Annotated in this window: 20 protein-coding genes; all 20 read right to left on the bottom strand. The window is 45.4% G+C overall.

Going from position 1 to position 24726, the window contains the following annotated elements; all coding sequences use genetic code 11:
• Positions 1-326 precede the first annotated feature (326 nt).
• Positions 327-575: a hypothetical protein gene (locus K401_RS31585; protein ID WP_024295840.1), complete on the bottom strand. Its 249-nt coding sequence runs from the start codon at positions 573-575 to the stop codon at positions 327-329.
• A gap of 194 nt (positions 576-769) precedes the next feature.
• Positions 770-2035 carry a recombinase family protein gene (locus K401_RS0126865; RefSeq protein WP_024295841.1) on the bottom strand — a complete coding sequence of 422 codons (1266 nt, stop codon included), beginning with the start codon at positions 2033-2035 and terminating at the stop codon, positions 770-772.
• 109 nt (positions 2036-2144) lie between these two features.
• A complete protein-coding gene (gene rlmD, locus K401_RS0126870) occupies positions 2145-3497 on the bottom strand; it encodes a 23S rRNA (uracil(1939)-C(5))-methyltransferase RlmD (protein WP_024295842.1) in 1353 nt (450 codons plus the stop codon).
• Positions 3498-3691: 194 nt separating this feature from the next.
• Complete coding sequence (locus K401_RS0126875) at positions 3692-3985, bottom strand: hypothetical protein (RefSeq protein ID WP_024295843.1); 294 nt, start codon at positions 3983-3985, stop codon at positions 3692-3694.
• 197 nt (positions 3986-4182) lie between these two features.
• Positions 4183-6465, bottom strand: a complete 2283-nt coding sequence (pcrA, locus tag K401_RS0126880; protein WP_024295844.1) for a DNA helicase PcrA — start codon at positions 6463-6465, stop codon at positions 4183-4185.
• A 281-nt stretch (positions 6466-6746) separates the two neighbouring features.
• Positions 6747-7607 (bottom strand): patatin-like phospholipase family protein, encoded by an 861-nt coding sequence (locus K401_RS0126890; RefSeq protein ID WP_024295845.1) that lies wholly within the window; start codon positions 7605-7607, stop codon positions 6747-6749.
• Positions 7608-7667: 60 nt separating this feature from the next.
• On the bottom strand, positions 7668-9443 hold the full coding sequence (locus K401_RS0126895) for an ABC transporter ATP-binding protein (protein ID WP_024295846.1): 1776 nt from the start codon (positions 9441-9443) through the stop codon (positions 7668-7670).
• Positions 9419-11161 carry an ABC transporter ATP-binding protein gene (locus tag K401_RS0126900; RefSeq protein ID WP_024295847.1) on the bottom strand — a complete coding sequence of 581 codons (1743 nt, stop codon included), beginning with the start codon at positions 11159-11161 and terminating at the stop codon, positions 9419-9421. The genes K401_RS0126895 and K401_RS0126900 overlap by 25 nt, the downstream gene beginning before the upstream one ends.
• Before the next feature lie 413 nt (positions 11162-11574).
• Positions 11575-12273: a DinB family protein gene (locus tag K401_RS0126905; RefSeq protein ID WP_024295848.1), complete on the bottom strand. Its 699-nt coding sequence runs from the start codon at positions 12271-12273 to the stop codon at positions 11575-11577.
• Between the two features lie 56 nt (positions 12274-12329).
• Positions 12330-12692: an MmcQ/YjbR family DNA-binding protein gene (locus tag K401_RS0126910; protein ID WP_024295849.1), complete on the bottom strand. Its 363-nt coding sequence runs from the start codon at positions 12690-12692 to the stop codon at positions 12330-12332.
• Positions 12693-12715: 23 nt separating this feature from the next.
• A complete protein-coding gene (locus K401_RS0126915; RefSeq protein WP_024295850.1) occupies positions 12716-13129 on the bottom strand; it encodes a DUF3788 domain-containing protein in 414 nt (137 codons plus the stop codon).
• Positions 13130-13247: 118 nt separating this feature from the next.
• Positions 13248-13577 (bottom strand): cupin domain-containing protein, encoded by a 330-nt coding sequence (locus K401_RS0126920; RefSeq protein WP_024295851.1) that lies wholly within the window; start codon positions 13575-13577, stop codon positions 13248-13250.
• A gap of 68 nt (positions 13578-13645) precedes the next feature.
• Positions 13646-14080 (bottom strand): NUDIX hydrolase, encoded by a 435-nt coding sequence (locus tag K401_RS0126925; RefSeq protein WP_024295852.1) that lies wholly within the window; start codon positions 14078-14080, stop codon positions 13646-13648.
• A gap of 211 nt (positions 14081-14291) precedes the next feature.
• Positions 14292-14651: a heavy-metal-associated domain-containing protein gene (locus K401_RS0126930; RefSeq protein WP_024295853.1), complete on the bottom strand. Its 360-nt coding sequence runs from the start codon at positions 14649-14651 to the stop codon at positions 14292-14294.
• 246 nt (positions 14652-14897) lie between these two features.
• The gene (gene lacZ, locus K401_RS0126940) at positions 14898-17927 is read right to left on the bottom strand and encodes a beta-galactosidase, LacZ type (RefSeq protein WP_024295854.1); all 3030 of its coding nucleotides are present in this window, start codon (positions 17925-17927) and stop codon (positions 14898-14900) included.
• Positions 17928-18019: 92 nt separating this feature from the next.
• Positions 18020-18853 carry a carbohydrate ABC transporter permease gene (locus K401_RS0126945; RefSeq protein ID WP_024295855.1) on the bottom strand — a complete coding sequence of 278 codons (834 nt, stop codon included), beginning with the start codon at positions 18851-18853 and terminating at the stop codon, positions 18020-18022.
• A gap of 1 nt (position 18854) precedes the next feature.
• Complete coding sequence (locus tag K401_RS0126950) at positions 18855-19748, bottom strand: carbohydrate ABC transporter permease (protein ID WP_024295856.1); 894 nt, start codon at positions 19746-19748, stop codon at positions 18855-18857.
• 74 nt (positions 19749-19822) lie between these two features.
• Positions 19823-21199 carry an ABC transporter substrate-binding protein gene (locus tag K401_RS0126955; RefSeq protein ID WP_024295857.1) on the bottom strand — a complete coding sequence of 459 codons (1377 nt, stop codon included), beginning with the start codon at positions 21197-21199 and terminating at the stop codon, positions 19823-19825.
• 194 nt (positions 21200-21393) lie between these two features.
• Positions 21394-22947 carry a response regulator transcription factor gene (locus K401_RS0126960; protein WP_024295858.1) on the bottom strand — a complete coding sequence of 518 codons (1554 nt, stop codon included), beginning with the start codon at positions 22945-22947 and terminating at the stop codon, positions 21394-21396.
• Positions 22944-24725 carry a sensor histidine kinase gene (locus K401_RS0126965; protein ID WP_024295859.1) on the bottom strand — a complete coding sequence of 594 codons (1782 nt, stop codon included), beginning with the start codon at positions 24723-24725 and terminating at the stop codon, positions 22944-22946. Before K401_RS0126965 ends, K401_RS0126960 begins: the two co-directional genes overlap by 4 nt.
• Between the last annotated feature and the right edge of the window lies 1 nt (position 24726).

A 24726-nucleotide genomic window follows, 5' to 3' on the forward strand; every position in this document is an offset into this window, starting at 1 on the left:
TAATTACGCATTATAGCCGTAATCTTAAATTCAATTTTAAACATATAGATTTACCTCACGGAGAAAACAATCTTTCTCCAGTACTTATCAAGGCAAAAAACTCACATTCTTTCCTCTTTTACAATCTTGAATGCCTTTGATTTATCAATCTTTTCACTCCAACAGGCTATTCACTGATACACCCATTGGTATAAATCATGGTTTTATTATGGCTTGTAGCAGGTGGAAATTTAAACATATCATTATTTCCATTATAAAGAATATTAGTTTTATTCCCGTTTGCCTCGTCGTAGATGCTGAATTTATTTATCTCATACGATGTAAAATCAATTAGGAAAGTTGTTCTCCTTTCCCTCTGTACCAAGATATTTTACATGCAGATAGTCTGCCTGTTCCTCTGTCATCAAGCCAGCCCAAAGGTTAGAATTAATAGCTCCATATAATTCTCCCCACAAGCAATCGAGATAGAGCACCTGTCCCTTTTCGCCTTGTACGTATTCCTTTATTGCCTTTTGAATGCTCTCTGGCAATCCAGTTTCCAAATAAGTTTTTCTGTTTGTCTTTCCAGCGTCCATATTTTATTGTCATTTTCATCACCCATAGCCATTATATCGGTGTTCCAATATAGCGTCAAGGGAACTTCTGACAGTAACATTCAGAAGATTTTAATATTAACCATTTTTCAGTAGAAAACATTTTATCCAAGTCTGCTTATTATTTTTCATCGCAAATTTGAATTTGATGCAAGGCGTCAACGAAGAAAAGAAAATCACATTTTGCTCTGTAAGAGCTTAACGCTAAATATGCTTTCATCTTTGCCGTGGATTTGCAAATCTCTACTAAACACGAAAATACAATCAACTTCATTTTTGACGACTTCTTCGTTATATACTCCGTTCTCACAAATCTTTTCGACTAAGACATTTTTAACCCATCTTTCATCTAGAGTGGGGGAATGGGGACAGATATCTTTGCCCTTTTCGATTCTCGTTGCACATCTCCAAACCACCTTTCCCCTTTCTTTTCTTCTCCGATATGAAGCACCACAGTCTCCACACACAAGAAGATTTCCCAAAAGATATTTGCCACTATATTTGCTAGTGCTAGATTCCACTGTGCCATCGTCTTTACGAACTAGCCTTGCGCGTCTAGACATTTCTTCCTGAACCTTATCAAATACTTCGGCAGTAATAATAGCCGGATGACTATTCGTTATATAGTAACGTTCTCTTTGCCCAACATTCTTGCTTTTTCTGCTTGTTATAAAATCTTCTGTATAGGTCTTTTGAAGTAAGGAATCGCCCTTATATTTCTCATTCTTCAGTATCTTTTGAATAACTGCTGTTGCCCATGCGTCTTTCCCTGTAGCGGTTTTAATCTGATGATCTTCCAGATACTCTTTTATCTGTTGCAGTGTGCTGCCTTCCAAATACAACTGGTAAATTCTCCTTATGATATCAGCTTCTTCCGGCACAACTATCCATTCATCATTGTCACGCTTGTATCCCATGGGTATCTTGCCGACAAAATCATCCCCTCTTTCAAATTTACGTTTGTATCCCCATTGAACATTTTCGCTTAAATTCCTGCTCTCCTCCTGTGCTAAAATCCCATTGACTGTAATATCTATTTCTTTTTCTGATTCAAGTGAATTTAAATTTTCCTTTTCAAAATAGATATTTATACCTTTTGCTTTTAAACTCCGGCTAATAGTTAGCATATCTAATATATTTCTGGACAATCTGCTGATAGACTTGGTAATGATATAGTCAATTTCACCACGGTATGCCTTCTTAAGAATCGCATCCAAACCATTCCGTTTCTCTTTTCTAAGCCCGCTTTCATAATCATAAAATACGCCCGCAAAATCCCATTCAGGATTTGCCTGAATCAGGTCAGTATAATAATTGATCTGTAGATCAATGCTACTTTTCTGGGTTTCGCGCTCGGTACTGACTCTGCAATATGCCGCAACCTTTAATTTTCCGGTATTTTTCAAAGAGTTTATAGCCGGGATAAACGTAATCTTTTTCATAAAAGTATTCTCCTTATTAAATTTTTTTAGTTACTCTAAGAAAAAGAGCGCAAAAGCAAAATCGCTCTCACGCTCAAGGGGTACTGCTCATTTCCAATCATCAATATTTTTAACGTTGCAACAGGACTACAACTTCTGTATTAGCCGTAGAAGGAAACATATCCACACAACAAACCTTCTCCACCCGATACCCTCTCTCCTGAAGAACTACCAAATCCCTTACCAAACTTGTCGGCTTACAAGAAACATACACCAGCCTGTCCACACCAAAATCAATGATCTTCCCCAACGCCTTTGGATGAATCCCATCCCTCGGAGGATCCAAAATAATCAAATCCGGCTTATCCTTTAATTCATCAATAACCTTAAGAACATCCCCGTCAATAAATTCACAATTTTCAAGTCCATTCAGCTTCGTATTCTCTCTTGCTGCTTCCACAGCCTCTTTCACAATCTCTACGCCCACCACTTTTTTAGCAACAGGAGCAATGATCTGGGCAATCGTACCGGTTCCGCTGTATAAATCAAATACCACCTTATCTTTCGTATCTCCCACATACCCTCTCACTGTCTCATACAGGACTTCTGCCCCAAGGGAATTGGTCTGAAAAAAGGAAAACGGAGAAATTTTGAATTTCAGCCCTAAAAGCTCCTCATAAAAATAATCCTGTCCATATAAGATATCGGTCCTGTCACTCTTAACCACATCCGCCAGGCTGTCATTTAAAATATGAAGAATCCCAACGATTTTTCCATTTAACGGAAGATCCAGCAGCATTTCCGTAAAAGGCTTTAAATCCACCTCTTCCTGGGTCGTGGTAACCAATGCCACCAAAATTTCACCGGTTTTCACGGCCCTGCGCACCAAAAGATGGCGCAGATAACCCGTGTGCTGCATCTTCTTATAAAACCCGATCCCCAGGTTTTCAAAATATTCCTTTGCCACCTTTAAGATACTGCAGAAATCCGGATTAACAATCCTGCATTCCGTAGTGGTCACCACATCATAAAAGCTCCCCCTCTTATGCATTCCCAGGGCCAGGGGGCCATCCTTATATTCATCACCAAAAGAGAATTCCATCTTGTTCCTATATTCAGCTTCCACAGGGCTTGGACGTATCCCTTCAAATTCATAATTCTCACAGACACCGTCTATAAGGGCCTTTACCTGCTGCTCCTTGATCTTAAGCTGTTCCTCATACGGAATGGTCTGATAAACACAGCCCCCGCAGCTTCCAAAATGAGGGCAGGGATCTGCTGCCGATTCCAGGCTTGAATGCTCCAATACCTCAAGAATCCGCCCCTCACAGCGCCCTCCTCTTTTTTTATTTATCATAACCCGCACCTTTTGGCCGGGAAGTGAATGCTTTACCGTAATTTTCCCTTCCGGAAGCTCCATGATCCCTTTGTCCGGAAAGTCAAATCTTCCGATGGTCCCTTCGTATATCTCACCCTTTTTCACTTTACGTGCTCCTCTTCTAACTTTATTTCTGCAAACAATGGCCAGACACAGGAATGCCAACATTCCTGTATCCAACGGCTGCCGCAGGGGGCAACCCCCCCCCATAACCTGCCATAAGTATTTCATGTCTCCCAACCGAGCAAAAAAGCGTGTCTCACTGTCTGAGGCACGCTCTCCCTTTTATAATGCCGATCCTACTCTTCAGAACCTTCGCCCGGTTTATCATCTTCAAAGAAATCATCGTCGAAATCATCATCAAAATCGTCTTCGAAATCTTCTAAATAGTCCGGTGTGAAGAAACGGTATACGGTATAAGCAATCCCTGCTACCGCAGCCACTGCACCTATGATAGCCAGTATCCAGAGGATACAGTTTTTCTTCTTCTCTTCCTGTTCCCTTTTATGAAGCAATTCATTCATCTTGCTTGAGTTCATAAAATCTTCCAGCCTGCTCATGGCTTCTTTACTCATTGCATCAAATCTGTTCATGTCTCCACGTCCTTTCTGAGAGCCCTGCTTTTTTTCTGCCAGCCCTTCAGGCATAAAGGTATGCCTGCAAAGCATTTTTTCATATCTTCCGGCTAAGTTTTAGTCTCTCTGCCTGTCGCAGTTATTATACCATTATATTGATTCTTTTACTATCATTTTTGCTTTTTTTTAATAAATTATGTATTTTCAAATTAAACTCACACTAATTTCAGCTTTGCAAAGGAAGCAAACATTTTCTTGACGCCGGCCTGGTCAAACCGGACGGTGACTTCAAAATCTCTTCCGCCATCCTTGATCTCCAGTACCTGGCCTTCCCCGAACTTTACATGGCTGACCCGGTCCCCCTCTTTATAATTTAAAGAAGACGCTTTTTCAACGGTAAAGGCTTTGCCAAAGCCAGGTGTTGACGCTGGCGCTGCAGTTTTTGATGCATATGCGTTGTTCCCCGGTCCAAAGCTGCTGACACCTGCCGTTCTGCCGGTTGACCTTGCTTTTCCCCATGGCAGTCCGCTGTCATCATAATCAGCGGTCCTGGAAGAAGACAGCCTTGACTCCAGTTTATTAGAATCCAAAAGATCATCAGGGATCTCATCAATGAAACGGCTGATCTTGGAATATCTGGTTTCTCCATTGACCATACGCTGCCTTGCCGCCGTCATCATCAGGAAGTTCTGGGCTCTGGTAATACCCACATAACAGAGCCGGCGCTCCTCTTCCACATCCTCCTTATCATCAGAAGAAATGGACATCATACTTGGGAACAAGCCGTCTTCCATTCCGCTTAAATACACCCTTGGGAACTCAAGGCCCTTGGCGCTGTGCAGGGTCATAAGGGTCACCCTGTTTTCCGAATCATCCATCCGGTCCACATCAGCCACCAAAGCCACCTCTTCCAGAAATTCACTCAGATTGGGGTGCTCATGTTCTCCTTCAAAGCTGACCGCTTTATTGATCAATTCTTCTATATTTTCCAGACGGGTCTGGTACTCGATCTCGCCTTCTGCTTCCAGTTCCTTCTGATAGCCTGTTTCATCCAGAACGTCCTCAATCAGTTCATGGATGGAATAGGTCTCTTCCTCAAGCCTTTCCCGGAAATCTTCGATCAGCTCCGTAAATTTAAGGATCTTTTCCGCCGCTTTCCCAAGTCCGGGCACAGCCTTTGCCCGGCAAAATGCATCATAAATGGCAAATCCATGTTCCGATGCAAAGGCCTGCACTCTTCCCAGGCTGGTAGCTCCGATCCCTCGCTTTGGCACATTGATGATCCTCAAAGAGGATAAGTCATCCCTTCCATTGGCAATGGTCTTTAAATAGGACAGGATATCTTTGATCTCCCTCCTCTGATAGAAATTCACGCCTCCCACCATGCGGTATGGAACATTGTATTGAAGGCATTTTTCTTCAATCAGACGGGACTGGGCATTTGTCCTGTAAAGAACAGCACAGTCCTGGTAATCGGAGGAGCTGTTTAAAATGTCCCGGACAATGGTATCTGCCTCTTCGGAAGCATTTTCAAACTGCTTAAACTGCACCAGAGGGCCTTCTTGATTGGCAGTCCACAGTGTTTTGTCTTTCCTCCCCCGGTTATGGCGGATCACTTCGTTGGCTGCATTTAAAATGCTCTGGCTGGACCGGTAGTTCTGTTCCAGCTTAATTACGATTGCTCCCGGATAAGCCTTTTCGAAATTTAAGATATTTTCAATGTTGGCGCCGCGGAATTTATAAATGGACTGGTCGTCATCCCCCACAACGCAAAGATTTCTGTATTTTCCTGCCAGCAGGCTTATGAGCTTAAACTGGGCCGTATTGGTATCCTGGTACTCATCCACCATAATGTATTTAAAGCGTTCCTGATAATAATCCAGGATTTCCTGGTTATTCTGAAATAACTGTACGGTTTTCATGATCAGGTCATCAAAGTCCAGGGCATTATTCTTCTTTAGCTGGTTCTGGTATTCTTTGTATATCTGAGCTGCTTTTTTCTGCCTGAAATCACCGCCCGCATTCAGTTCAAATTCTTCCGCCGTCACAAGCTCGTTCTTTGCCGTGGAAATAAGTCCAAGCATGGCACGGTCTTTATAGATCTTTGGATCCATATCAAGGCCCTTTAATACATGGCGCATCAGAGTTTTCTGATCATCGGAATCATATATGGTGAAATTCGTCGTATAGCCAAGATTTTCGATGTGCCGCCTGAGAATGCGCACACAGGATGAATGAAAGGTGGAGACCCAGATGCTGTCCGCCCCAAAGCCCACCAGACGGTCTACACGCTCTCTCATCTCTCCTGCCGCCTTATTGGTAAAGGTGATGGCCAGGATGTTCCATGGATTGATGTTCTTCTCTTCTATTAAATAAGCAATGCGGTGTGTAAGAACCCTGGTCTTGCCAGACCCGGCTCCTGCCAGCACAAGAAGCGGTCCCTCCGTATGGAGTACCGCTTCCTTTTGCATTGGATTTAACGTATCATAAATACTCATAAACTATACCGTACTTTCCTTTCCTCTTTACTGCCTTTTTTTCCAGGGCATAAAGGGATACCTGTAAGGTGTAACCTCTTTACTGCCCTATTTCCAGGACATAAAGGTATGCCTGTAAAGAGTTTCCTCTTTATTGTCCTTTTCCCCAAGGCATAAAGATATACCTGTATGGAGTTTCCTCTTTACTGCCCTTCTTCCCAGGACATAAAAGTATGCCTTTTGCATTTCTGCCCTATGGCCCGATTCTTCCGGGCACAAAGCTATGCCTCCATGACATTTCCTCACTCTGCAATCTCCAGATACTCCTTCAGCTTCCCCATATGTTCTTCCGCCAAACGGCGCCCGTCTTCGTAAAGGGCCTCCAGCTTCCGCTTATCCTTTTCCGTTCTTTGGACCGTCACGTGCTTATCCGGACGGATGACGTAGATCTTTCCTTCCTCTTCCAGGCGGTCGATCTCTTCCTGCATCTGGTTATACCGGTCAGGAACCTCCTTCAAAGCCTTCATAAACTCAGGCAGAGGAGCGAAATAACGCTCATACCCTCTTTTTGTCCATTTGTCCAGCTGGGATTTCCGAAACCCGTGTTCTCTGGTGAGGACTACAACGATCTTTTTATATCCCAGATCAATGGCCCTCTGATATGCAATGGGCATGGAACAGCCTCCATCCAGATACTTTTTCCCTTTTACAGAAACCATGCCGGATAAAATGGGAATGCTGCTGGAAGCCTTTACCGCGCTGACGAAATCATCACAGGAACTCTTTTCAAAATATTCCGGTTTTCCCGTCTTACAGCGGGTGGCAACCACCTCAAAGGTCTGCTGTGATTTCCAAAAAGTATCATAGTCAAAGGGAACCAGGGTATCGCATAATTCCCCGAACAGGAAATCAAAATTAAAAATGGAGCGGTTTTTTACCATATTCCGAAAGCTTAAAAACCGTTTATCATTGACATAATCCAAATCCACTTTAATGGTACGGCCGATCTGCTTGCTCACATAGCTCATGCCGCACATGGAACCGGCCGATACCCCATTTACATAGGACATTTCGATCCCTTGTTCCATGAACACATCCAACACTCCGGCCGTAAATACGCCTCTTAGGGAACCCCCTTCTAAAACCAATGCTCCTTCTGTCATTTTATCACCTCGCCTCCTATTTTATTGCATTTCGACCCTCCGGTCAATCCTTTTTCCAAACTAGGAGAACTGGCTCTGGTATAGTTTATAGTACGCACCCCTCATTTCCATCAGTTCTTCATGGTTTCCTGCCTCCATGATATTGCCCTGGTCAATGACAAAAATGCGGTCTGCCTTGCGGATGGTAGAAAGGCGGTGGGCAATGACAAAAGAAGTCCTGCCCTGTAAAAGGACATCGATTCCCTTCTGCACCAGGAGCTCGGTATGGGTATCAATGCTGGAGGTGGCTTCATCAAGGATCAGGATCCCAGGCTTTGACACCATGGTCCTGGCAAAAGCCAGAAGCTGCCTCTGTCCGATGGACAGTCCTGCCCCCCTTTCGCTGATCATTGTATCGTATCCGTTTTCCAGCTTCATGATGAATTCATGGGCGTTGACTGCTTTGGCGGCCTCCGTCACCTCTTCATCAGACGCTTCCAGACGTCCGTATTTGATATTATCCCGAATAGTTCCGGAAAACAGGAAATTGTCCTGGGTCATGATCCCCATCTGGCTTCTTAAGCTTTTTAAAGTCACCTTTTTGATCTCATGACCGTCGATTAAAACCTTTCCCCCTGTTGTTTCGTAAAAACGGCTGATCAGGTTTACGATGGTGGTTTTCCCCGCACCCGTAGGGCCTACCAGGGCAATGGTTTCTCCCTGCTTAACGGAAAAATTCACATCATCCAGGATCAGGCGGTCCGGCTCATCCCCATAAGCAAAGGATACATGCTCAAAGACCACCTCACCCTTAAGCTCCGGTAAGGGCACGGCTCCTTCCTGATCAATGATCTCTGCTTCCGTATCAATGATATCAAAAATACGTTCCGCAGCAGAAATGTTGGTAGTCAGCTTATTATAAAAGTTGGCCAGATTCCGGATGGGGCTCCAGAACATGGCGATGTAGGTGGAGAATGCAAGAAACGTACCGATTCCGATTTTTTCCACTCCAACAATCTTGATTCCGATGAAATACAGCAGGAAGCCTCCCAGGCCCCATGTAACTTCTACCAGAGGGCCGAAGCCATCCGCCACGATGACGGCGTCCATGAAGGATTTGTAATGCTGGTTTACCAGATCATGAAATACCTCTTTTGTCTCCGGTTCCGCAGCAAAACTCTGTATGATCCTGATACCGGATAAATCTTCATGAACATAAGCGTTTAAATTTGATGTTTTCTTGCGGTAAATCCGCCACCTTTTATGAACAGTGGTTTCGATCAGGAACATGCCCACCGCCAATATGGGAAGAGTCAGCAGCGCTGCCATTGCCAGGCGGTAATTCTTTATCAGCATGATGACCGCCACACAGAGGACTGTAAGTAAGTCCGGTATCAGCTGGGTCACGCTGTCTGACAGAACATCTTTTAAGGAATTCACATCCCCGATGATTCTTGCAAGTACCTTTCCCGTAGGCCGGCTGTCAAAAAAACCAAAGCCCAGGGTCTGAATGTGTTTATAAAGCTCTTCTCTGATATTTAAAAGCACCCGGTTGGACACATCGGCCATAAGGCGCATTCGCATCTTAGTTCCTGCAAGGAATAAGAGGAACAGCACCGTTGCTCCCGCTCCCAGCCGGATCAGGCCGCCCATATCCTTCTGGGCTACGCAGGTATTGATGGCATATTCCATCATAAGGGGTGCCGACATGCTGATGGCTATGGTTCCTGACATGATAAAAAGAACGATGACGATCTGCTTTTTAAAGTCCAGAAGATACCGGTACAGGCGGAGCAGGGTATCCTTTTTGAAAATTTCCTTCTGATCTTCATCTATTCTGCTTGAATTGACTGCCATTTTATCTCCTCCTCTCCATATTGCACCTGATAGGTTTTATAATATTGCCCCCGCTTTTCCATAAGCTCTTCATGGGTTCCCCGTTCCACGATCTGTCCTCCATCCAGGATCAGGATCTCATCGGCACGGCGCACTGCTGAAATGCGGTGGGCGATAATGATTTTGGAACTGTCCTTTAACTCTGTAAGATGGGCCTCGATCTCCTTCTCCGTCTCCATATCAAGAGCCGAGGTAGAGTCATCCAGGATCAGAAGAGGCGTTTGTTTTGCAATGGCTCTGGCAATGCTGATCCTCTGCTTCTGTCCTCCGGAAAGTCCGACTCCCCGCTCCCCGATTACCGTATCATACTGCTCTGTAAGCTTCTGGATAAAGCCATGGGCGCCTGCCGTAATGGAGGCCTGCTGTACGCTTTCCCATTCCGTCGCATCTTTATTTCCTGTCTTAATGTTTTCCGTTATGCTGTCTGAAAACAGGAATACATCCTGCATGACCACCGATACCTGACCTCTGAGAAGGGATAGAGGCAGATCCTTTACATTGATTCCATCCAAAAGAATTTCTCCCTTTGTTACGTCATAGAAACGCTCGATCAGATTGACAATGGAGCTTTTACCGGAACCGGTCACACCCATGATACCAAGTGTCTTCCCATTTGTTAAAGTAAAATCAATATCTTTTAAAATGCTTTTTCCATCCAGTTCAAAGTCCACATGGTTGAACGCAAGCTCTCCCTGGATCTTTTCCGGCAGAACCGGACTTTCCGGATTGCAGATGACCGGCTGCTCTTCCATGATCTTTTTGATCTTCTTATTGGAGGCCACGGCTGCTGCAATATCATTGCTGAGCCAGCCCACCATTTCCATGGGCCAGATAATGTTGTTGGCATACTCGGAAAATGCCCCCAGATCTCCAATGGTCATCTTATCGTTAATGACTAAAATGCCGCCCACAACAATGACCGCCATTAAAAGCACCTTTGATAAAAAGGAGATGTTAGGCTGGTAACGGACGATCAGTCTGGCCTGTTTCATATTTAAGTCATAATACTGTTTGTTGTGCTTTCTGAATTTATCGATCTCGTAATCTTCCCTGGCAAAGGCCTTAACAGTCCGGACACCTGCCAGATTCTCCTGGGCCACCGTATTCAGTTCAGCAGTCTGCTCGCTGATCTTATCGTAAACCTCTCCCAATCCATTTTCCATTTTGACCGCATACCAGGCAATGAGAGGGAGAATCACCAGCGGAATCAGGGTGAGGATGGGGCTTAAACGGTACATACAGACCATTACAATTGCCGTGTGAATGGAACATTCCAAAACCAGCATTCCTACAAATCCGAAGGCGTTCCAGATTCGTTCCGCATCATCCTTGATCCTGGCCATCAGCTCCCCCGTGTTGTGGCTGTCAAAGTATCCCATGGACAGGGTCTGGATGTGGTCAAATAAATCCTTTCTCAAGCTGCAGCCGATTCCTGATGCCGCATAGTCAAAAATATACTCCTTTGTGTACTGAAGCACCGCTCTTCCAAGTCCAATTCCCACAAGCCCTAAAAGCAGCCTCATGAGAATCTGCATCTGTCCTCCCACAATGACATCGTCAATGATATGCTTTGTGATCTGGGGAGCCGCTGCATCCAAAAGAATGCTGACGACCATGGCCACAACCGCCAAAACATACAAGAAACTGTACTTCTTTCCATACTTCCATAGATTTTTCATACTTTTCCTCCTTTACCTGTTGCAAGCATGAATGGGTTAACCACCCGTATATGTAAAAAAACCGAAAAAGGCAGCATAAGGCGGCCTTTTCCGGTAAATGGCAAAAAAATAACCGCAGTTCATTCAGACTGCGGTTAAATACTCATAGAAGCGGCTTTTGATAAAAGCCGTCACTTAGCCCATAACAATATCATCATGAGATTCTATCTTCTCTGAGGCAGACTGAATTCATATAAAATAACTTCGCTATTCTATTCATTCCGATTGTGTAATAGTAACGTTTCATCGTTTCTGCCTCCTTTTCTTAGAATTATTGGTATTTATCGTACAATTACTAGAATACTGCCAATTCTTTATTTTGTCAAGCAATTTATTAACTTTATTTTCCAGTCACTTTCCTGCTGCAAAAAACCTCAGGAACTCTTGTAAAACCTCTTCTTTGTCCTGATGAGCTCCTTCCACTTACAGCAGTCATTGAGATGAAGCATGACATGGCGGGTAGGCGGCATCAGCAAAATCCCTGCTTTGTCCTTTTTGCCCCAAAAATCCAGAAGCCAGACAGAATCCTCCTGCTTTGTCACTCCGCCTTCCAAAAGGATTTTATCAAGCCCTGATAACGGAACCTTTGTTCTCATATCAGTTGATGTTAAACTTTTAACTATGTTCCTGGTTCTGATTCCAACCTCGTTCCGGTAATGCAGCAGCTCTGAAATATTGATTCTTCTGCTTAGATCCATGATCTCATCGTCTGACAGAGCGTTGCCGGTATCTGTAATGGAAGAGTTCATCCTTTGTTTCCAGCCGTCATCAAAAAGCTGGTTCCTGCCTCCCACCAGAATGCCCATGGTCAGGTCCTCGATCCTGGCAATATGCCATAAAACCCATGCTATGGTTTCATCCTTTTCGGAAGGCATGATGGCGTACTCGTTTGCTTTCAGATCTCCAAGAAGTCTGTCCACCTCATTTTCTTCCCCTTCTGATATTTCTGAAAGGTGAAGTTCCCTGTGCAGGTTTAAAAAGAGAGCTTTTGCCTGCCCGGTCTCTTCTTCCTTGCGGATTATTTTACTTAAAGCCTTATGAACATCGCTTAATCCTTCTCCAAAATATTTCATGGGTCACACCTACATTCCTTATGCTTCCTGCCGGAGAATCCTGCAACAGATGAGGTTCACTCTCCCAGCAATTCTTTTTGCTTCTTTTTCGTCAGCCCGGTCAAAACCAGGTAATAGGATTTCTCCAGCAAGTCCTTCACCAAATCATCCGGCACGTTCCCGTCTGCTTTTATGGAATTCCAATGAACCTTGTTCATATAATAGCCTGGTATGATATCTTCATATTTCTGCCTTAAAAAATCTCCTTCTGCCGGCTCCAGCTTACATGTGATCAGCTGATCCCTGCCCTGATCATCCTTGCATACCGCGGCAAACATTTTATCCCCAAGAAGATATCTGGTCCAGTTCCATTCCTCCTTGAAATCACTGGATACTCCCTTCATTGATTTCAAATATTCATCGATCCAATGATATTTCATACATCTCCTCCCAATCATTCCGGCTACTTTTTATTCGGCCTTCTCTTTATCCTCAAAAGCCCCATCATATCATTAAACAGCGATGGATCCTTTATTTCAAACATCAGCCATTTCCCGTCGTGATAGGTCGTTGATTCATCGTATACCCTTTGAACTTCAGGGGAGTAGTTCTCCCGTTCCTGGTCAAAGGCTTCCCGTTCCGCCTTCCCCAGAATCACCATGAATCCAAAGCACTTTTCTCTTGCATACAAAGCGCAGAGAGTTTTCCCGCCCCTGCGGTATTTATACTCATACTTCCACGCCTTGCCTCCCCTGTTCCATTGGCACTCCATATCATATTTTTCTTCAATTCTTTCACAAAGGCTTTTCCATGATTCAAATAAAGCCTCTCCCAACAGTGAAGTCATTTCCTCTTGGGTCGGTATATATTCCAGCATGTGATCTCCTTTCTTCCTGCCTTTCCGTGTTTGTTACTGCTGGCGCAGAGCCTTGAAACTTCATAACTCCCCCTTCTTTTCTTTGAAATTATATCATCCCAAATATGACAGCAGTATGTCACTGTTGGGGGACAACCGCAAAGAAAATCAAATCAGCCTCACTGTTATTGATCATACTGTGAGTATGCCCTTTTGGGCAATAATGGCATAATCCTGCCTGTACGGTTTCCTCCCCGCCGTCGATCAGCATCTTCCCCGTTCCCTGCAGGAAATAGATGATTTCGCTGCTTGTATCATGAGTGTGCAGCCCTATGGTTGCTCCTGGCTCCAGCCTTCCATAGAGGATCTTATTGTTCCCATCCACAAGCATTTTTGCCTTAAACTCTTTTTCTCCGCCATTAAAATGGGGGAGAATGGTTTCTTCTGTTTCGTTAAAATCAATGATCATGATCTTCCTCACCTTTCTCATTTTCTAAAAACTACACTTCTAGTGTATTCGTTCTTGCCTTCCGGCCATCAGAAAACAGAGCGGAGAATCTTTTCCATTAATTCCGGCTGGATCTCAGGATATGTAAGAGAATCCGGCATTTCATCAAACAGCCGGATCATTTCTATCTCATAGCCAGGAGGCATTTCTCCCAGTTCTTTTACCTCACTATAAAAGAGCATGCCAAATGACTCTTTTAAATCCGCCTCTTTATCATCAAGCCTCTGAACCGAATAGGCGCAGACCTGCTTTAAAGTATATTCTGCGGCTCCTGTCTCTTCATAAAGTTCCCGCTTTGCAGCAGTTAAGATATCCTCTCCCTTTTCCCGGTGCCCTCCCGGAAATTCAAAGGTGTTTCGGTCCCTGTGTTTGCAAAATATCCATTGATCCCTGTACCGGGAAACAATGACTGCAAAATCCAGCAAATGATCCTCTGCAGAATCATAAAATGTAACTTTTATCATCAGGCCACCTCCTGTCTGCTATCAACTTACCACGTATAACAGGGAAAAACAATCTATTTTTCCAGATAATTCTCTTTTTCCCGAAAAACAGAAAACAACGGACAATAATGGGTTTCCAATCAAACCATCATTGCCCGCTGCTGTTTGCAATCATCTTCTTTTCTCTGCAAATTCCGGTAACATTTTTGCCTTATCATAATGGACAGAACGCTTACTCTATATTCCCAGGGGTATATCCGGCCTTTCTCACGATGTCCTTCAGCTCTTCCTCCGGAACCTGCTCTTTCATATGGATTACAGCCAGTTTTTTCTTTAAATCCACAGAGGCATACAGCCCTTCCCGGCTGTTGAATCCATTCTCAACCCTCATTTTACAGTTTCCGCAGGTCATTCCTTCTACCTCTAAGGTGCGGGTATAAGGATAATGGGAAATATCTTTATCAGCTGCCTTGATTTTCTTCACCTCATCGCCGCCGCTTCCACAGCAGCCATTTTTCGTCCTTTTTATGGTGCTTCTCAATCCAAAATAGCAAATGATGATTAAAATTACGCAAATAATTGCAGTAGACATCCTGTTTCCTCCTCTATCTTTTCTTCCTGGTTTTCGGCTTTGCATCTGCTCCTGCACATTCTGCTTTCAGCTGCTTTCTGTCGGTTCCAGCTGACTTCTGCCTGTTCAATCCTATTATAGTACAATCTGGGGGAAATGGGGTGAGATTTCCTGATTATTTTTATCAATAGCATTGATTCTCTTTGGCAGAACAAAAACGCGGCTGACAGCAGGATTTTTTATACTCCTGCCATCTGCCGCCTGCATTTACGATCTTCCTTCTATAATGAATTCCGTTATAAGCTCCTTTTCCCCGCTTATGCAATACTCCGGATGAACCGGCGCTCCCCAGCTGTCATCGCCGCCTACGCCTCTCATTGCTCCTAAAATGTTCACTACCGTATATCTTGGGAGGGGAAGCTCCTCTCTGTGTGTGGCGGATTCCAGTTCCTCCGCGGTATAGGAAAGTACGGAAGCATCAAAAGCCAGGCCGGATGCGCGGAAGGTGAGGGAATGGCCTTCCATGTCCGCTATCTTAAGCCAGCGGACTCCGGTCCTGTTGCCGCACTCCTGTGGCACCAGATAACGGGAAAGGTTGTTATCAGGCGTATCCTCATAGATACCCAGCCTTGCTCCTTCCTTCCTGTCGCAGTAATTTTCCTCCGGGCCTCTTCCATACCAGGTAAACTTTTTAGCTGCTTCCGGTGTAATGAGCCTCATGCCAAAGGCTGGAAGCTGAGGCAAGCCCTTTTGCCCCTTAAATAATGCTCTTACCTTAATGGCCCCGCTTCCATCTACTTCATAGGAAACCTCTGCTGCCGCTTGGGGAACAGTGGATAGCTCATAGGTATAGGTCACCTTTATACTTCCTTCTTTCTCTTCCACCTTGCAATTCTCATTGCTGTAATAAGGGAATCTGCCTGCCCCATACCACACGGAGCTTGCTGCGGAAAACTTATTTCCTTTGTCATTATCCGTCGTCGCCCTCCAGTATACCGGCATCAACGGCCTTCCCAGCCATTCCTTCCCATCATAAACCATAGAAACCATGCTGCCTTCCTGTCTGGAAAACAATACCCGGAAGCCATCTCCCATAACACCGATGTTTACATCGCCGTGAATCACCGTCAAAGGCTTTTTACAGGATTTTTCCTGCCGGCCTTCTACCACTGTGACCGCCTCCCCAAAGGCTGTTTCATAGCCGGATTCCGCCCACAAGGCATCATGTTTAAGAAGAGCCGAAACCTGGAGGACATATTCTCCCGGCTCAGTGAAATCCGGAATTGGAAGAACTTCATATCCTGTTTCCAAAGGCTTTACTGATGTGTGGAAGCTCTTCTGATAAACCGGTTCTCCGTCCTTTAAAACAGAATAGACAAACTCCAGATCAGAGGTATCTGCAAATAATCTCCTGTTTTCTATGGATACGCCTTTAGAGTCAGGAATCAGGCGGATATCCTGATATAAGTATTTGACCTCCTGAGCCTTTGGGGAAATGGTCCTGTCAGCATAAACGATCCCGTTTCCGCAAAAGCTGTAATCGGTTGGTCTGTCACCGAAATCTCCGCCATAGGTCATATGCTCCTTGCCGAAAGCATCCTTTTTCATTAAGGACTGGTCAATATAATCCCAGATAAAACCGCCCTGGTACATCTCATACCGGTCTTCTAAATCAGTGTACTTTTTCATCCCTCCAAGGGAATTGCCCATGGCATGCATGTATTCACAAAGAATAAAGGGCTTCCCCGGATCTTTCTTTAAATATTCCTCTACCTCAGAAGGCTTGGCATACATCCGGCTTTCCATATCACTGGTCCGGTCAAATTCCCGGTTCCAGAATACGCCCTCATAGTGGACCAGCCTGGAAGGATCCCTTTCTTTAAAGAATTCCGACATTGCCAGAATGTCTTCTCCTGCATAGGATTCATTGCCGCAGGACCAGATCAGGATGCTGGGATGGTTCTTATCCCTCTCCAACATGGACCTTGCCCGGTCCACCACACAGTCCTTCCACTGAGGAAGACTTCCTGGCACGTTCCAGGAAGGCTCGCAGGCTCCCATTTTCTGCCAGGAACCATGGCTTTCTAAATTCGCCTCATCAATGAGATAGATCCCGTATTCATCGCAAAGCTCATACCATAAGCTTTGATCCGGATAATGGCAGGTTCTGACCGCGTTGATGTTGTGGCGTTTCATAAACCGGATATCCCACAGCATGTCCTCTTTTGTGATGGAGCGGCCTCTTCTCACATTGAATTCATGCCGGTTGATCCCCCGAAACACAATTCTCTTTCCGTTTAAGCACATCAGACGGTCCTTCAGCTCAAAACGGCGGAAGCCCACCTTTTGGGGAACGATCTCTTTCACATTTCCATGTTCATCGTATAAGGTGACCGTAAGCTCATACCGGTAAGGGTCCTCCCCGCTCCACAAACGGGCATTGGGAATGCGGCAGGAGAATTCCACTTCTTTCTCTGCGGGAATGGCTTCCCAGGATGCGGCCGTTTCCCCTGCCCGATCCTTTAATACGGCATGGATGGTTCCCTTTGTTTCTCCGGTAAGGGTCAGCGCCGCCCGGAATAAGCCGTCCCGGTAATCATCAGACACATCTCCGTGGATGAATAAATCATTTATATGGCATTCCGGAACAGCATATAAATACACTTCCCGGAAAATACCGGAAAACCGGAAGAAATCCTGATCCTCGATCCAGCTTGCACTGCTTCTTTTATAAACCTCCACCCCAAGGCGGTTGGTACCCGGAAGAAGGGCGTCTGTAATCTCAAACTCCGAGGGCGTAAAGGAATCCTCGGAATATCCGATAAAGGTCCCGTTAAGCCAGACATAAAAGGCCGTTTCCACTCCCTGAAAAGATAAGAACAGCCGTTTTCCCTTCAGTGGTTCCTCCAGCTCAAATTCTCTGATATAGCTTCCAACCGGGTTATTCTCCTTGTCCGTGTGAGGCGGCCTGATATCGGCCAGACCATCCCATGGATACATGGTATTAATATACTGGCATCTGCCGTATCCCTGGAGCTCTATATGTCCCGGAACCTCTATGGTGCCAAAGCCGTCCAGGCTAAAATCTCTTTCGTAGAAATGCGCCTTCCTTGCAGCAGGATTTTCTGCGTAAGAAAATCCCCACGTTCCGTTTAAGGACTGTCGCAGCCCCATACTCCCCCTTATAGCTTCCTCTTCCGTCTCGTAATAGCGGTGATCGGAATGCGGGGCCAGCCGGTTCACTGCAAAGACCCGGGGATCCTCCAGCCATTCCAGTTTTGCGGTTTTCTGTTCCATTGAAAGAAACCTCCTTCTATAAATACTCTAGATCCATTATAAGCGACTGTGATTCAAGAATCCATTGCATATTTTACGATTTCATGTATCTTTTATTCCTTTACTGCTCCGGCTGCGATTCCTGCAAGAATGTATTTCTGGAAAAAGATATAGATCAGGATGGTGGGCAGCATGATGATGATGATGCCGGCCGCCAGCTTCTGCCAGGATCCCTGCTGGGCATTGGCGTAATTCATCAGAAAGGTAGTTAAGGTCCGCAGCCTGTTCTTTGGCATATACAGATATGGGATGTACATGTCATTGATGATGGTAATGGCTTTGATGATCACCACCGTAGCCGTGGCAGGTGCCAGCAGCGGGAAAATGATCTTTGTAAACAGGCCGAAATAGGAACAGCCATCTAAAAGAGCACTTTCATCAAGAGATACCGGAAGGGTTGAAATGAACTGCCGGTAAATGTAAAGCTGCATTAAATCTGACGCCACATAAATCACAATGGGAGCGCCAAGAGTATTGTAAAGCCCGATGCTGTTAATGATCTTAAACCTGGCAATTTCCGTTACAAAGCTGGGGATCAGCATGCCCAGGAAGAACAGGCCCATGATCACCTTTTTCAGCTTAAACTCAAAACGTTCCAGAATAAACGCGGTAATGGTGCCAAACAGCACATTAAACAGAATGCTGACCGCCAGTATAATGCCCGTATTCTTAAAGCCGATCAACAGATACTTATCTCCCAGCACCTTTGTAAAGTTTAAAAACGTGATTCTGTCAATTGGCGGGAGAAGCAGGGGGGATGTGTTCACCATATCCGCCTTTGTCTTAAAAGCCGCAAACAAAGTCAAAGCAATGGGCGCCAGAACGATCAGGACCATGCCCATGCAGAAGATCTGTTTGAAGCCTTGTTCCATTGTACGTGTTTTCATCTTATTTTTCCCCCCCTTTTAAAATGATTCCGTGAATGATCTTGTTCTGGATCAGATAAATGACAACAATCATGATCATAATCGCCACGGCCATGGTGGAAGCAAGGCCAAAGTTGCTGTATTTAAAGGCCGTATCAATGGTGTAAAGGGTAAAGGTGGAGGAAGCATACCCCGGTCCTCCGCTGGTCATGACATAAGGAATGTCAAATACCTGAAGGGCGCCGCGGATGTTGTCGAAAAGGACAAAATCCACCATGAGCATAATGGAGGGTATCTGAATGTACCGGAACATCTGCCATGCATTGGCCCCATCCACTCTGGCCGCCTCCTGCACATCCTGAGGAAGAGACTGGAGGGCTGCCATGAAAAGGATGACATGGTACCCGGAGAACCTCCACAGGGAAACAAAGGTAAGGACGAAATTGACGATTTTAGGGTCTGACAGCCAGTTCCTGATAAAGCTTTCCAGATGAAATACGGTCAATATCTCATCAAAGGCTCCGTTAATGGGAGAAAAGAAATAAGAGAAAGCATAGGAAATGGCAACTCCGTTGATGATATATGGCATAAAAACCATGGTTTTATAAAACTTTGCCCCCCGAAGCCTGGAAGTCAAAAGAACAGCGAACATCAGCTCAATGGGTATGAATATCAGATGTCCGAAAAAATACACTGCGTTGTTTCGAAGGGACAGCCACAAGTCCTTGTTGCGGAACATGGCAGTGTAATTGCCAAAACCAATGGCATCGTAGGTCCTGGAGTATCCATCCCAGTTTGTGAAGCTCATGCGGATCAAGTCAAGGGCCGGAAACACCACAAATGCAATGAGCAATGCCATAGGCACCACAAGGGAACATACAATAAACCTTTTTTTCTGTCTTTCTAATGAATTCATAGAAACCTCCTGATATAAGTCCTTGGAGGAAAAAGGGACAGGATTCCATCACCCTGCCCCCTTTTCCATTCTGTTTATTTAATTCCCAGCTTGGTTCTGGCCTGTGCCCATTTTGTATTAAGCCCATCCAGTTCCGCCTTAAGATCAAAGCCATTGGTAAACATCTGGGATCCAAGCTTCTTATAATCAAATGCGATTTCGTTCTGTATCGCCTGGAAACTGTCTCCGCCGCCGTCATACATAACCAGTTCCTTATCCGGCTGCTGCTCATCCGACTGGGCCAGAATAGGATCCTTCTCCTTGGGGAAGTTCTTCATAGAGGAGGCACTGGTCACATAGTTGATGTATCCGGGATACCAGTCTTCACTGTAGAACCATTCCACAAATGCCTTTGCCAGCTCCGGATTCTTGCTGTGTGTGGTCACTCCCATAAAGGAATCGCCCTGTACAATGACACGGAAAGGATCATCCTTGGTATCTCTTACCGGAAGATAGAAGGTACCCAGTTCTGAAGCGTCATCCGTACCGCTCTGAATGTTCTGTAAGCCCCAGTCTCCCAGTGCAATGATGGCAGCCTTTTTCTGTGCAAACAGAGCAGTTACCTGGTCATTGCCCATGCCGAGTGGATCTTTGCCGAACACATCCTTGGTGAATAAGCTGTATACCTTATTGTACGCTTTGTTAATATCCGTTCCGTCTGCAAAAGGTGCGTCTGACTTTGCCATGTCATTCCAGTTCTGTCCATTGCCGCCCTGAAGCGCCGGCATAAATTCCATATAGGGATAATCCGGCCATTCATCCTTTGCTCCAAGAGCAATTGCCATGAAATCCGGGTCATTTTTTCCGTAATGATCCTGAAGGGTCTGAGCAGCCTTTTCAAAGTCCTCCCAGGTGGTGGGAACTTCTACGCCGGCTTCCTTAAACATGTCTTTCCAGTAATACACGTATTCATAGCCCGCTGTCATGGGAATCCCCAGGACCTTGCCATCCATTGCATACCCGGAGGCAAGCTCGTTGTTTTTCGCTGCTTCTAAGTCAGATAAATCCAGCAGATAATCCTTAAATCTGGATAAGGTAAATGGTTTGTTAAACATGACATCCGGAAGCTGGTTTGCCGAAGTTCTCATCTTCATGGCATTCCAGTATTCGGAATCATCCTTGATCTTTTCTACTTCAATTTCCGCATTGGGATATTTCTCCTGGAATTTCCCAACCATATCATTTTCATCAATATAATCCATCAGGTTATTGTCCCAGATTGCAAATACCAGACTGCCTTCCAAGTCATTCTTTGCCTCTGTTTTTCCTGCTTCCGTGGAAGCCCCATCCTGACCTGCTGCCGCAGTTTCTTCCTTTTGGGTTTCCGTTGTTCCCTTTGACGGGGAGCAGCCTGCCATTGTTCCCATAGCCATTGCTGCACAAAGTCCCAAAGCCAACACTCGTTTTCTCATTGCTGTAATACCTCCCTTGTTTTGATGACGTTATATTATGAAAACAAAAAGACGTTTTCATAGTCAGATGGACGGCAGTAAAAGCACTGCCTTTTATCGGAAATCTGAAAAGCGATTTCTGATAACTATATTACCATTTCAAAACAAGCTTCTCCATGAGATATGGTTTGAAAACTTGATGTTTTGTCAGATCTTTATTTCCGGTACACTCCCGGGCTGACTCCGCACAGCTTTTTAAATACTCTGGTAAAATGCTCCACGCTGTTATAGCCCACACTCTGGCCGATTTCATAAATTTTTAAATCCGTTGTCTCCATCAGCTCCCTTGCTTTTCGGATCCGGACCTCTGTTAAATAATTGCTGAAGGTCATTCCCTCTTCCTTCGTAAATCTGGTGCTGAAGTATTTTTCATTAAGACCAACAAAGCCCGCCACGCTTCCAAGGGTCAGTTCCGGGTTGGCGTAATTGTCCATGATGAATCGTTTTGCCCGGATCATCATATCCGCCTGTCTCCGGTCCGTTTGGTGGGCATTATAATCCATGATCCAGCGAAAAAAATTATTCAGCCATAATTCCAGGCTTCTCATCTCATCCAGACGTCCGATTTTTTCATAGTAATTGACCTCTTCCACAAACAGGGCGCCGATATCATCGTGGTTATCCGAAAGCTGCCAGGCCATACTGCAGATGATGCAAAGGCAGGTCTCTTTGGCAGCCTTTAATTCCATTTTGTAAAGCTCTGAAAAAAGCCGTTTCTTTTCCGACCATACGGCCAGCTCATCTCCCACCATCAGCCCTTTTAAAAGCCTTTCATAATCCTGCCCTGTCTGCCGGACTTCCTTAAAGGAAACCATATCCTTTTCCCATGGATCGCAGATCTTTCCTTTTCCTTTTAAGTATTTAAGCCTTAACCGCTCTCCTGCCTCTTCAAAACGGTTTAGGAAATCCGCCGCCCCCTTTCCCGGCCTGCTGATCCCCGCGGACACGGAGAGGTTCATAAAATGCTTCCACACATTGCATAACTGCCTGCAGGCGGAAACCGAATTTTCCTTATACTGTCCCGGATCAGTTATGCGGTACAGCAAACAATAGCGGGAAGGCCCCACTGCCCCAAGAATGCAGCGGGAAGCTACCCTTGGAATCTGACCGGCCAGTTCCAGCATGGGCTTTATCAGCTCTTCTTCAAAATCCTCACCAAAACGGGCCGATGCTTTATGAAAATCCTCTATTTCAAACTGCATCACCAGATATTCATGTTGAAAAAAGGATTCCTCAAGAGACCGTTTTCCAACGGCCATGTCCGCAAGGAGGGCCGAATCCGGGACTTTTGCGGCCGGTTCCCTCTCTCCTTGTGTTTCCTTGCTGCGGCTTTGAAAGACCTCCTCATCCATGCGTTTCAGCATGGATACAAGAGTCTCTTCCGTTAATCCGGCCTTTAAAAGATAATCATGGGCACCCAGACGGAACGCATCCCGAACCAGCTTAAAATCGTCATAGCCGCTTAATACCAGCACTGCAGGCATGTTTTTCAAACGGTTCAATTCTTCCAAAAGACCGATTCCATCCATGACCGGCATTTTCATATCCGTGATCACCAAATCTACCGGATGATCCTTTATATATTCCAAGGCCTGCTGCCCGTGGATGGCATCGGCAGCAATATGATACCCCATCTCTTCCCAGTTGACCAGAGAGCGCAGGGTGATCCGGATAATGGTATCGTCATCCACGATCAGGACATTCCTCATATGTTTTCCGGCTCCTTTCTTCTTATGGGGATGCGGATGGAGGTTTTTGTGAACCGGCCTTCCCCGCTTTCCATCTTAAATTCACAGCCTGGGCCATAATTGAGGGCCAGTCTGGTTTTCACGTTGGTGATTCCAATGCTCACATGGTCCTTTTGCCCTTCCCGCTTCTCTTCTCCGCTCATGATCCGGCGTATCTCTTCCTCAGACATCCCTTTTCCATTATCCCGGATCTCGATGAAAAGAAACCCCTCCTTTTCATAAGCCGTCAGCCAGATCTTTCCCATCTCATCCATCAGGCCGCTGAAACCGTGAACAATGGAATTTTCCACCACAGGCTGGAGAATAAGCCGGGGGACAAGACAGGACTGGCAGGACTGCTCTATGTCATAATTTATCTCAAAACCATCGGAATAACGGATTTTCATCAGATAGATATAACCGTCCAGAACCTCCAGTTCCTCTTTTAAAGGATAAAATTCTCCATTGCTCCGGAAGGAGCAGGATAAAATCTTAATGAGCGCCTCTGCCATACGGGCAATGGACTCATATTTTGACATCTGGGCAATAAACCGGATGGAATTTAAGGAGTTCACCAGAAAATGAGGATTGATCTGGGACTGGAGCGCCCTGATTTCCGCCTCATGCTTCTTTTGCTGCTGCTCCTCATTTTCCTGCATCAGATGTTTCAGCCGTCTTGTCATGCGGTTAAAGGAATGGATCATCAGACGCAGCTCCGGCTGCCCTTTTGGCTCCACATGGACCAGAAGATTCCCCTCCTCTACCCGCTTCATGCCCTCCACCGTATGATGAATGGGGTCAATGATGCTTTTCAGGAAATAACTGGAAAAACGGTAAAACAATGCAAACAGGATGAGCGTAACAGCCACAATAACGGCTGCTGTCTGGTTAAATTTTCTTGTAAGGGTCTCATATGCCACCACGCTGATGATCTTAAGGCCTGTCACCGGCTCTTCGGTCACCACGCCCATATACCGTTTGCCGTCTGCCCTGTACCGGAACTTCGGCTGTTCTAAGGAAATGCCGGGGGGCAAAAGGGCCATGGTGCCTTCCGCGTCAAAAATAACATTTCCTGACTTGTCCGCAATCATGGTGGATCCCAATACCCGCTCCTTATTATAATCCTTTATCATCCAGCCTGCCCGGGAGGAAGTAAACAGCGCCGCCATCTCTATGACTCCATCCCTGTCCACATCCATTCCGGGAGATATTCCTGCGGCAATGGTCAGGGTATAGGCATTTCTTCTGGAATTAGTCACACTGCGGTCATAAAAGCCTACCTTTACCACGTTAGGCTCTGCCAAGGCTTCCTGATACCAGGAGGCTGCCTTCAATTCCTCCATGCCAAGGGTAATGTCATCCTTCATGTAGATATGGTCTCCGTCTTTCATATAGAATACGGCAGACAGGATGTCCTGCACCGGAACCATGGCATAGTGAAAGGATTCGGTGAGGATCTTGGTATAGCGGTATTTTTCAGCCACGTCCTTTGTATTGGTTTTGGCCGCATTTTTTATAATTTCATTGTCATTGACATACACGAAATGGGATAAACGGAGGGACACATCCTTCACTTCGCCTCCCAGGGCTGATGCAATGTTATCCTGGGCGCGCCGGATGTTGGAAACGGAGGAATCCACCATCATGGTACGGATGATGAGAATGGAAAGTAAGATAATAAAAAGAATGGGGATGACGATGAGGGCGAAGAAGCTGTTATAATAAGAAGCCTTTAAATTCTGCTTGTTATTTATCCACATC

The organism is Lacrimispora indolis DSM 755, assembly GCF_000526995.1.
Taxonomy (GTDB): domain Bacteria; phylum Bacillota; class Clostridia; order Lachnospirales; family Lachnospiraceae; genus Lacrimispora; species Lacrimispora indolis.

Bases quoted from the DNA above. Each gene is read 5' to 3' on its own strand.
- K401_RS31585 (WP_024295840.1), bottom strand. From the start codon at position 575: ATGGACGCTGGAAAGACAAACAGAAAAACTTATTTGGAAACTGGATTG.
- K401_RS0126865 (WP_024295841.1), bottom strand. From the start codon at position 2,035: ATGAAAAAGATTACGTTTATCCCGGCTATAAACTCTTTGAAAAATACC.
- K401_RS0126875 (WP_024295843.1), bottom strand. From the start codon at position 3,985: ATGAACAGATTTGATGCAATGAGTAAAGAAGCCATGAGCAGGCTGGAA.
- pcrA (WP_024295844.1), bottom strand. From the start codon at position 6,465: ATGAGTATTTATGATACGTTAAATCCAATGCAAAAGGAAGCGGTACTC.
- K401_RS0126890 (WP_024295845.1), bottom strand. From the start codon at position 7,607: ATGACAGAAGGAGCATTGGTTTTAGAAGGGGGTTCCCTAAGAGGCGTA.
- K401_RS0126895 (WP_024295846.1), bottom strand. From the start codon at position 9,443: ATGGCAGTCAATTCAAGCAGAATAGATGAAGATCAGAAGGAAATTTTC.
- K401_RS0126900 (WP_024295847.1), bottom strand. From the start codon at position 11,161: ATGAAAAATCTATGGAAGTATGGAAAGAAGTACAGTTTCTTGTATGTT.
- K401_RS0126905 (WP_024295848.1), bottom strand. From the start codon at position 12,273: ATGAAATATTTTGGAGAAGGATTAAGCGATGTTCATAAGGCTTTAAGT.
- K401_RS0126910 (WP_024295849.1), bottom strand. From the start codon at position 12,692: ATGAAATATCATTGGATCGATGAATATTTGAAATCAATGAAGGGAGTA.
- K401_RS0126915 (WP_024295850.1), bottom strand. From the start codon at position 13,129: ATGCTGGAATATATACCGACCCAAGAGGAAATGACTTCACTGTTGGGA.
- K401_RS0126920 (WP_024295851.1), bottom strand. From the start codon at position 13,577: ATGATCATTGATTTTAACGAAACAGAAGAAACCATTCTCCCCCATTTT.
- K401_RS0126925 (WP_024295852.1), bottom strand. From the start codon at position 14,080: ATGATAAAAGTTACATTTTATGATTCTGCAGAGGATCATTTGCTGGAT.
- K401_RS0126930 (WP_024295853.1), bottom strand. From the start codon at position 14,651: ATGTCTACTGCAATTATTTGCGTAATTTTAATCATCATTTGCTATTTT.
- lacZ (WP_024295854.1), bottom strand. From the start codon at position 17,927: ATGGAACAGAAAACCGCAAAACTGGAATGGCTGGAGGATCCCCGGGTC.
- K401_RS0126945 (WP_024295855.1), bottom strand. From the start codon at position 18,853: ATGAAAACACGTACAATGGAACAAGGCTTCAAACAGATCTTCTGCATG.
- K401_RS0126950 (WP_024295856.1), bottom strand. From the start codon at position 19,748: ATGAATTCATTAGAAAGACAGAAAAAAAGGTTTATTGTATGTTCCCTT.
- K401_RS0126955 (WP_024295857.1), bottom strand. From the start codon at position 21,199: ATGAGAAAACGAGTGTTGGCTTTGGGACTTTGTGCAGCAATGGCTATG.
- K401_RS0126960 (WP_024295858.1), bottom strand. From the start codon at position 22,947: ATGAGGAATGTCCTGATCGTGGATGACGATACCATTATCCGGATCACC.
- K401_RS0126965 (WP_024295859.1), bottom strand. From the start codon at position 24,725: ATGTGGATAAATAACAAGCAGAATTTAAAGGCTTCTTATTATAACAGC.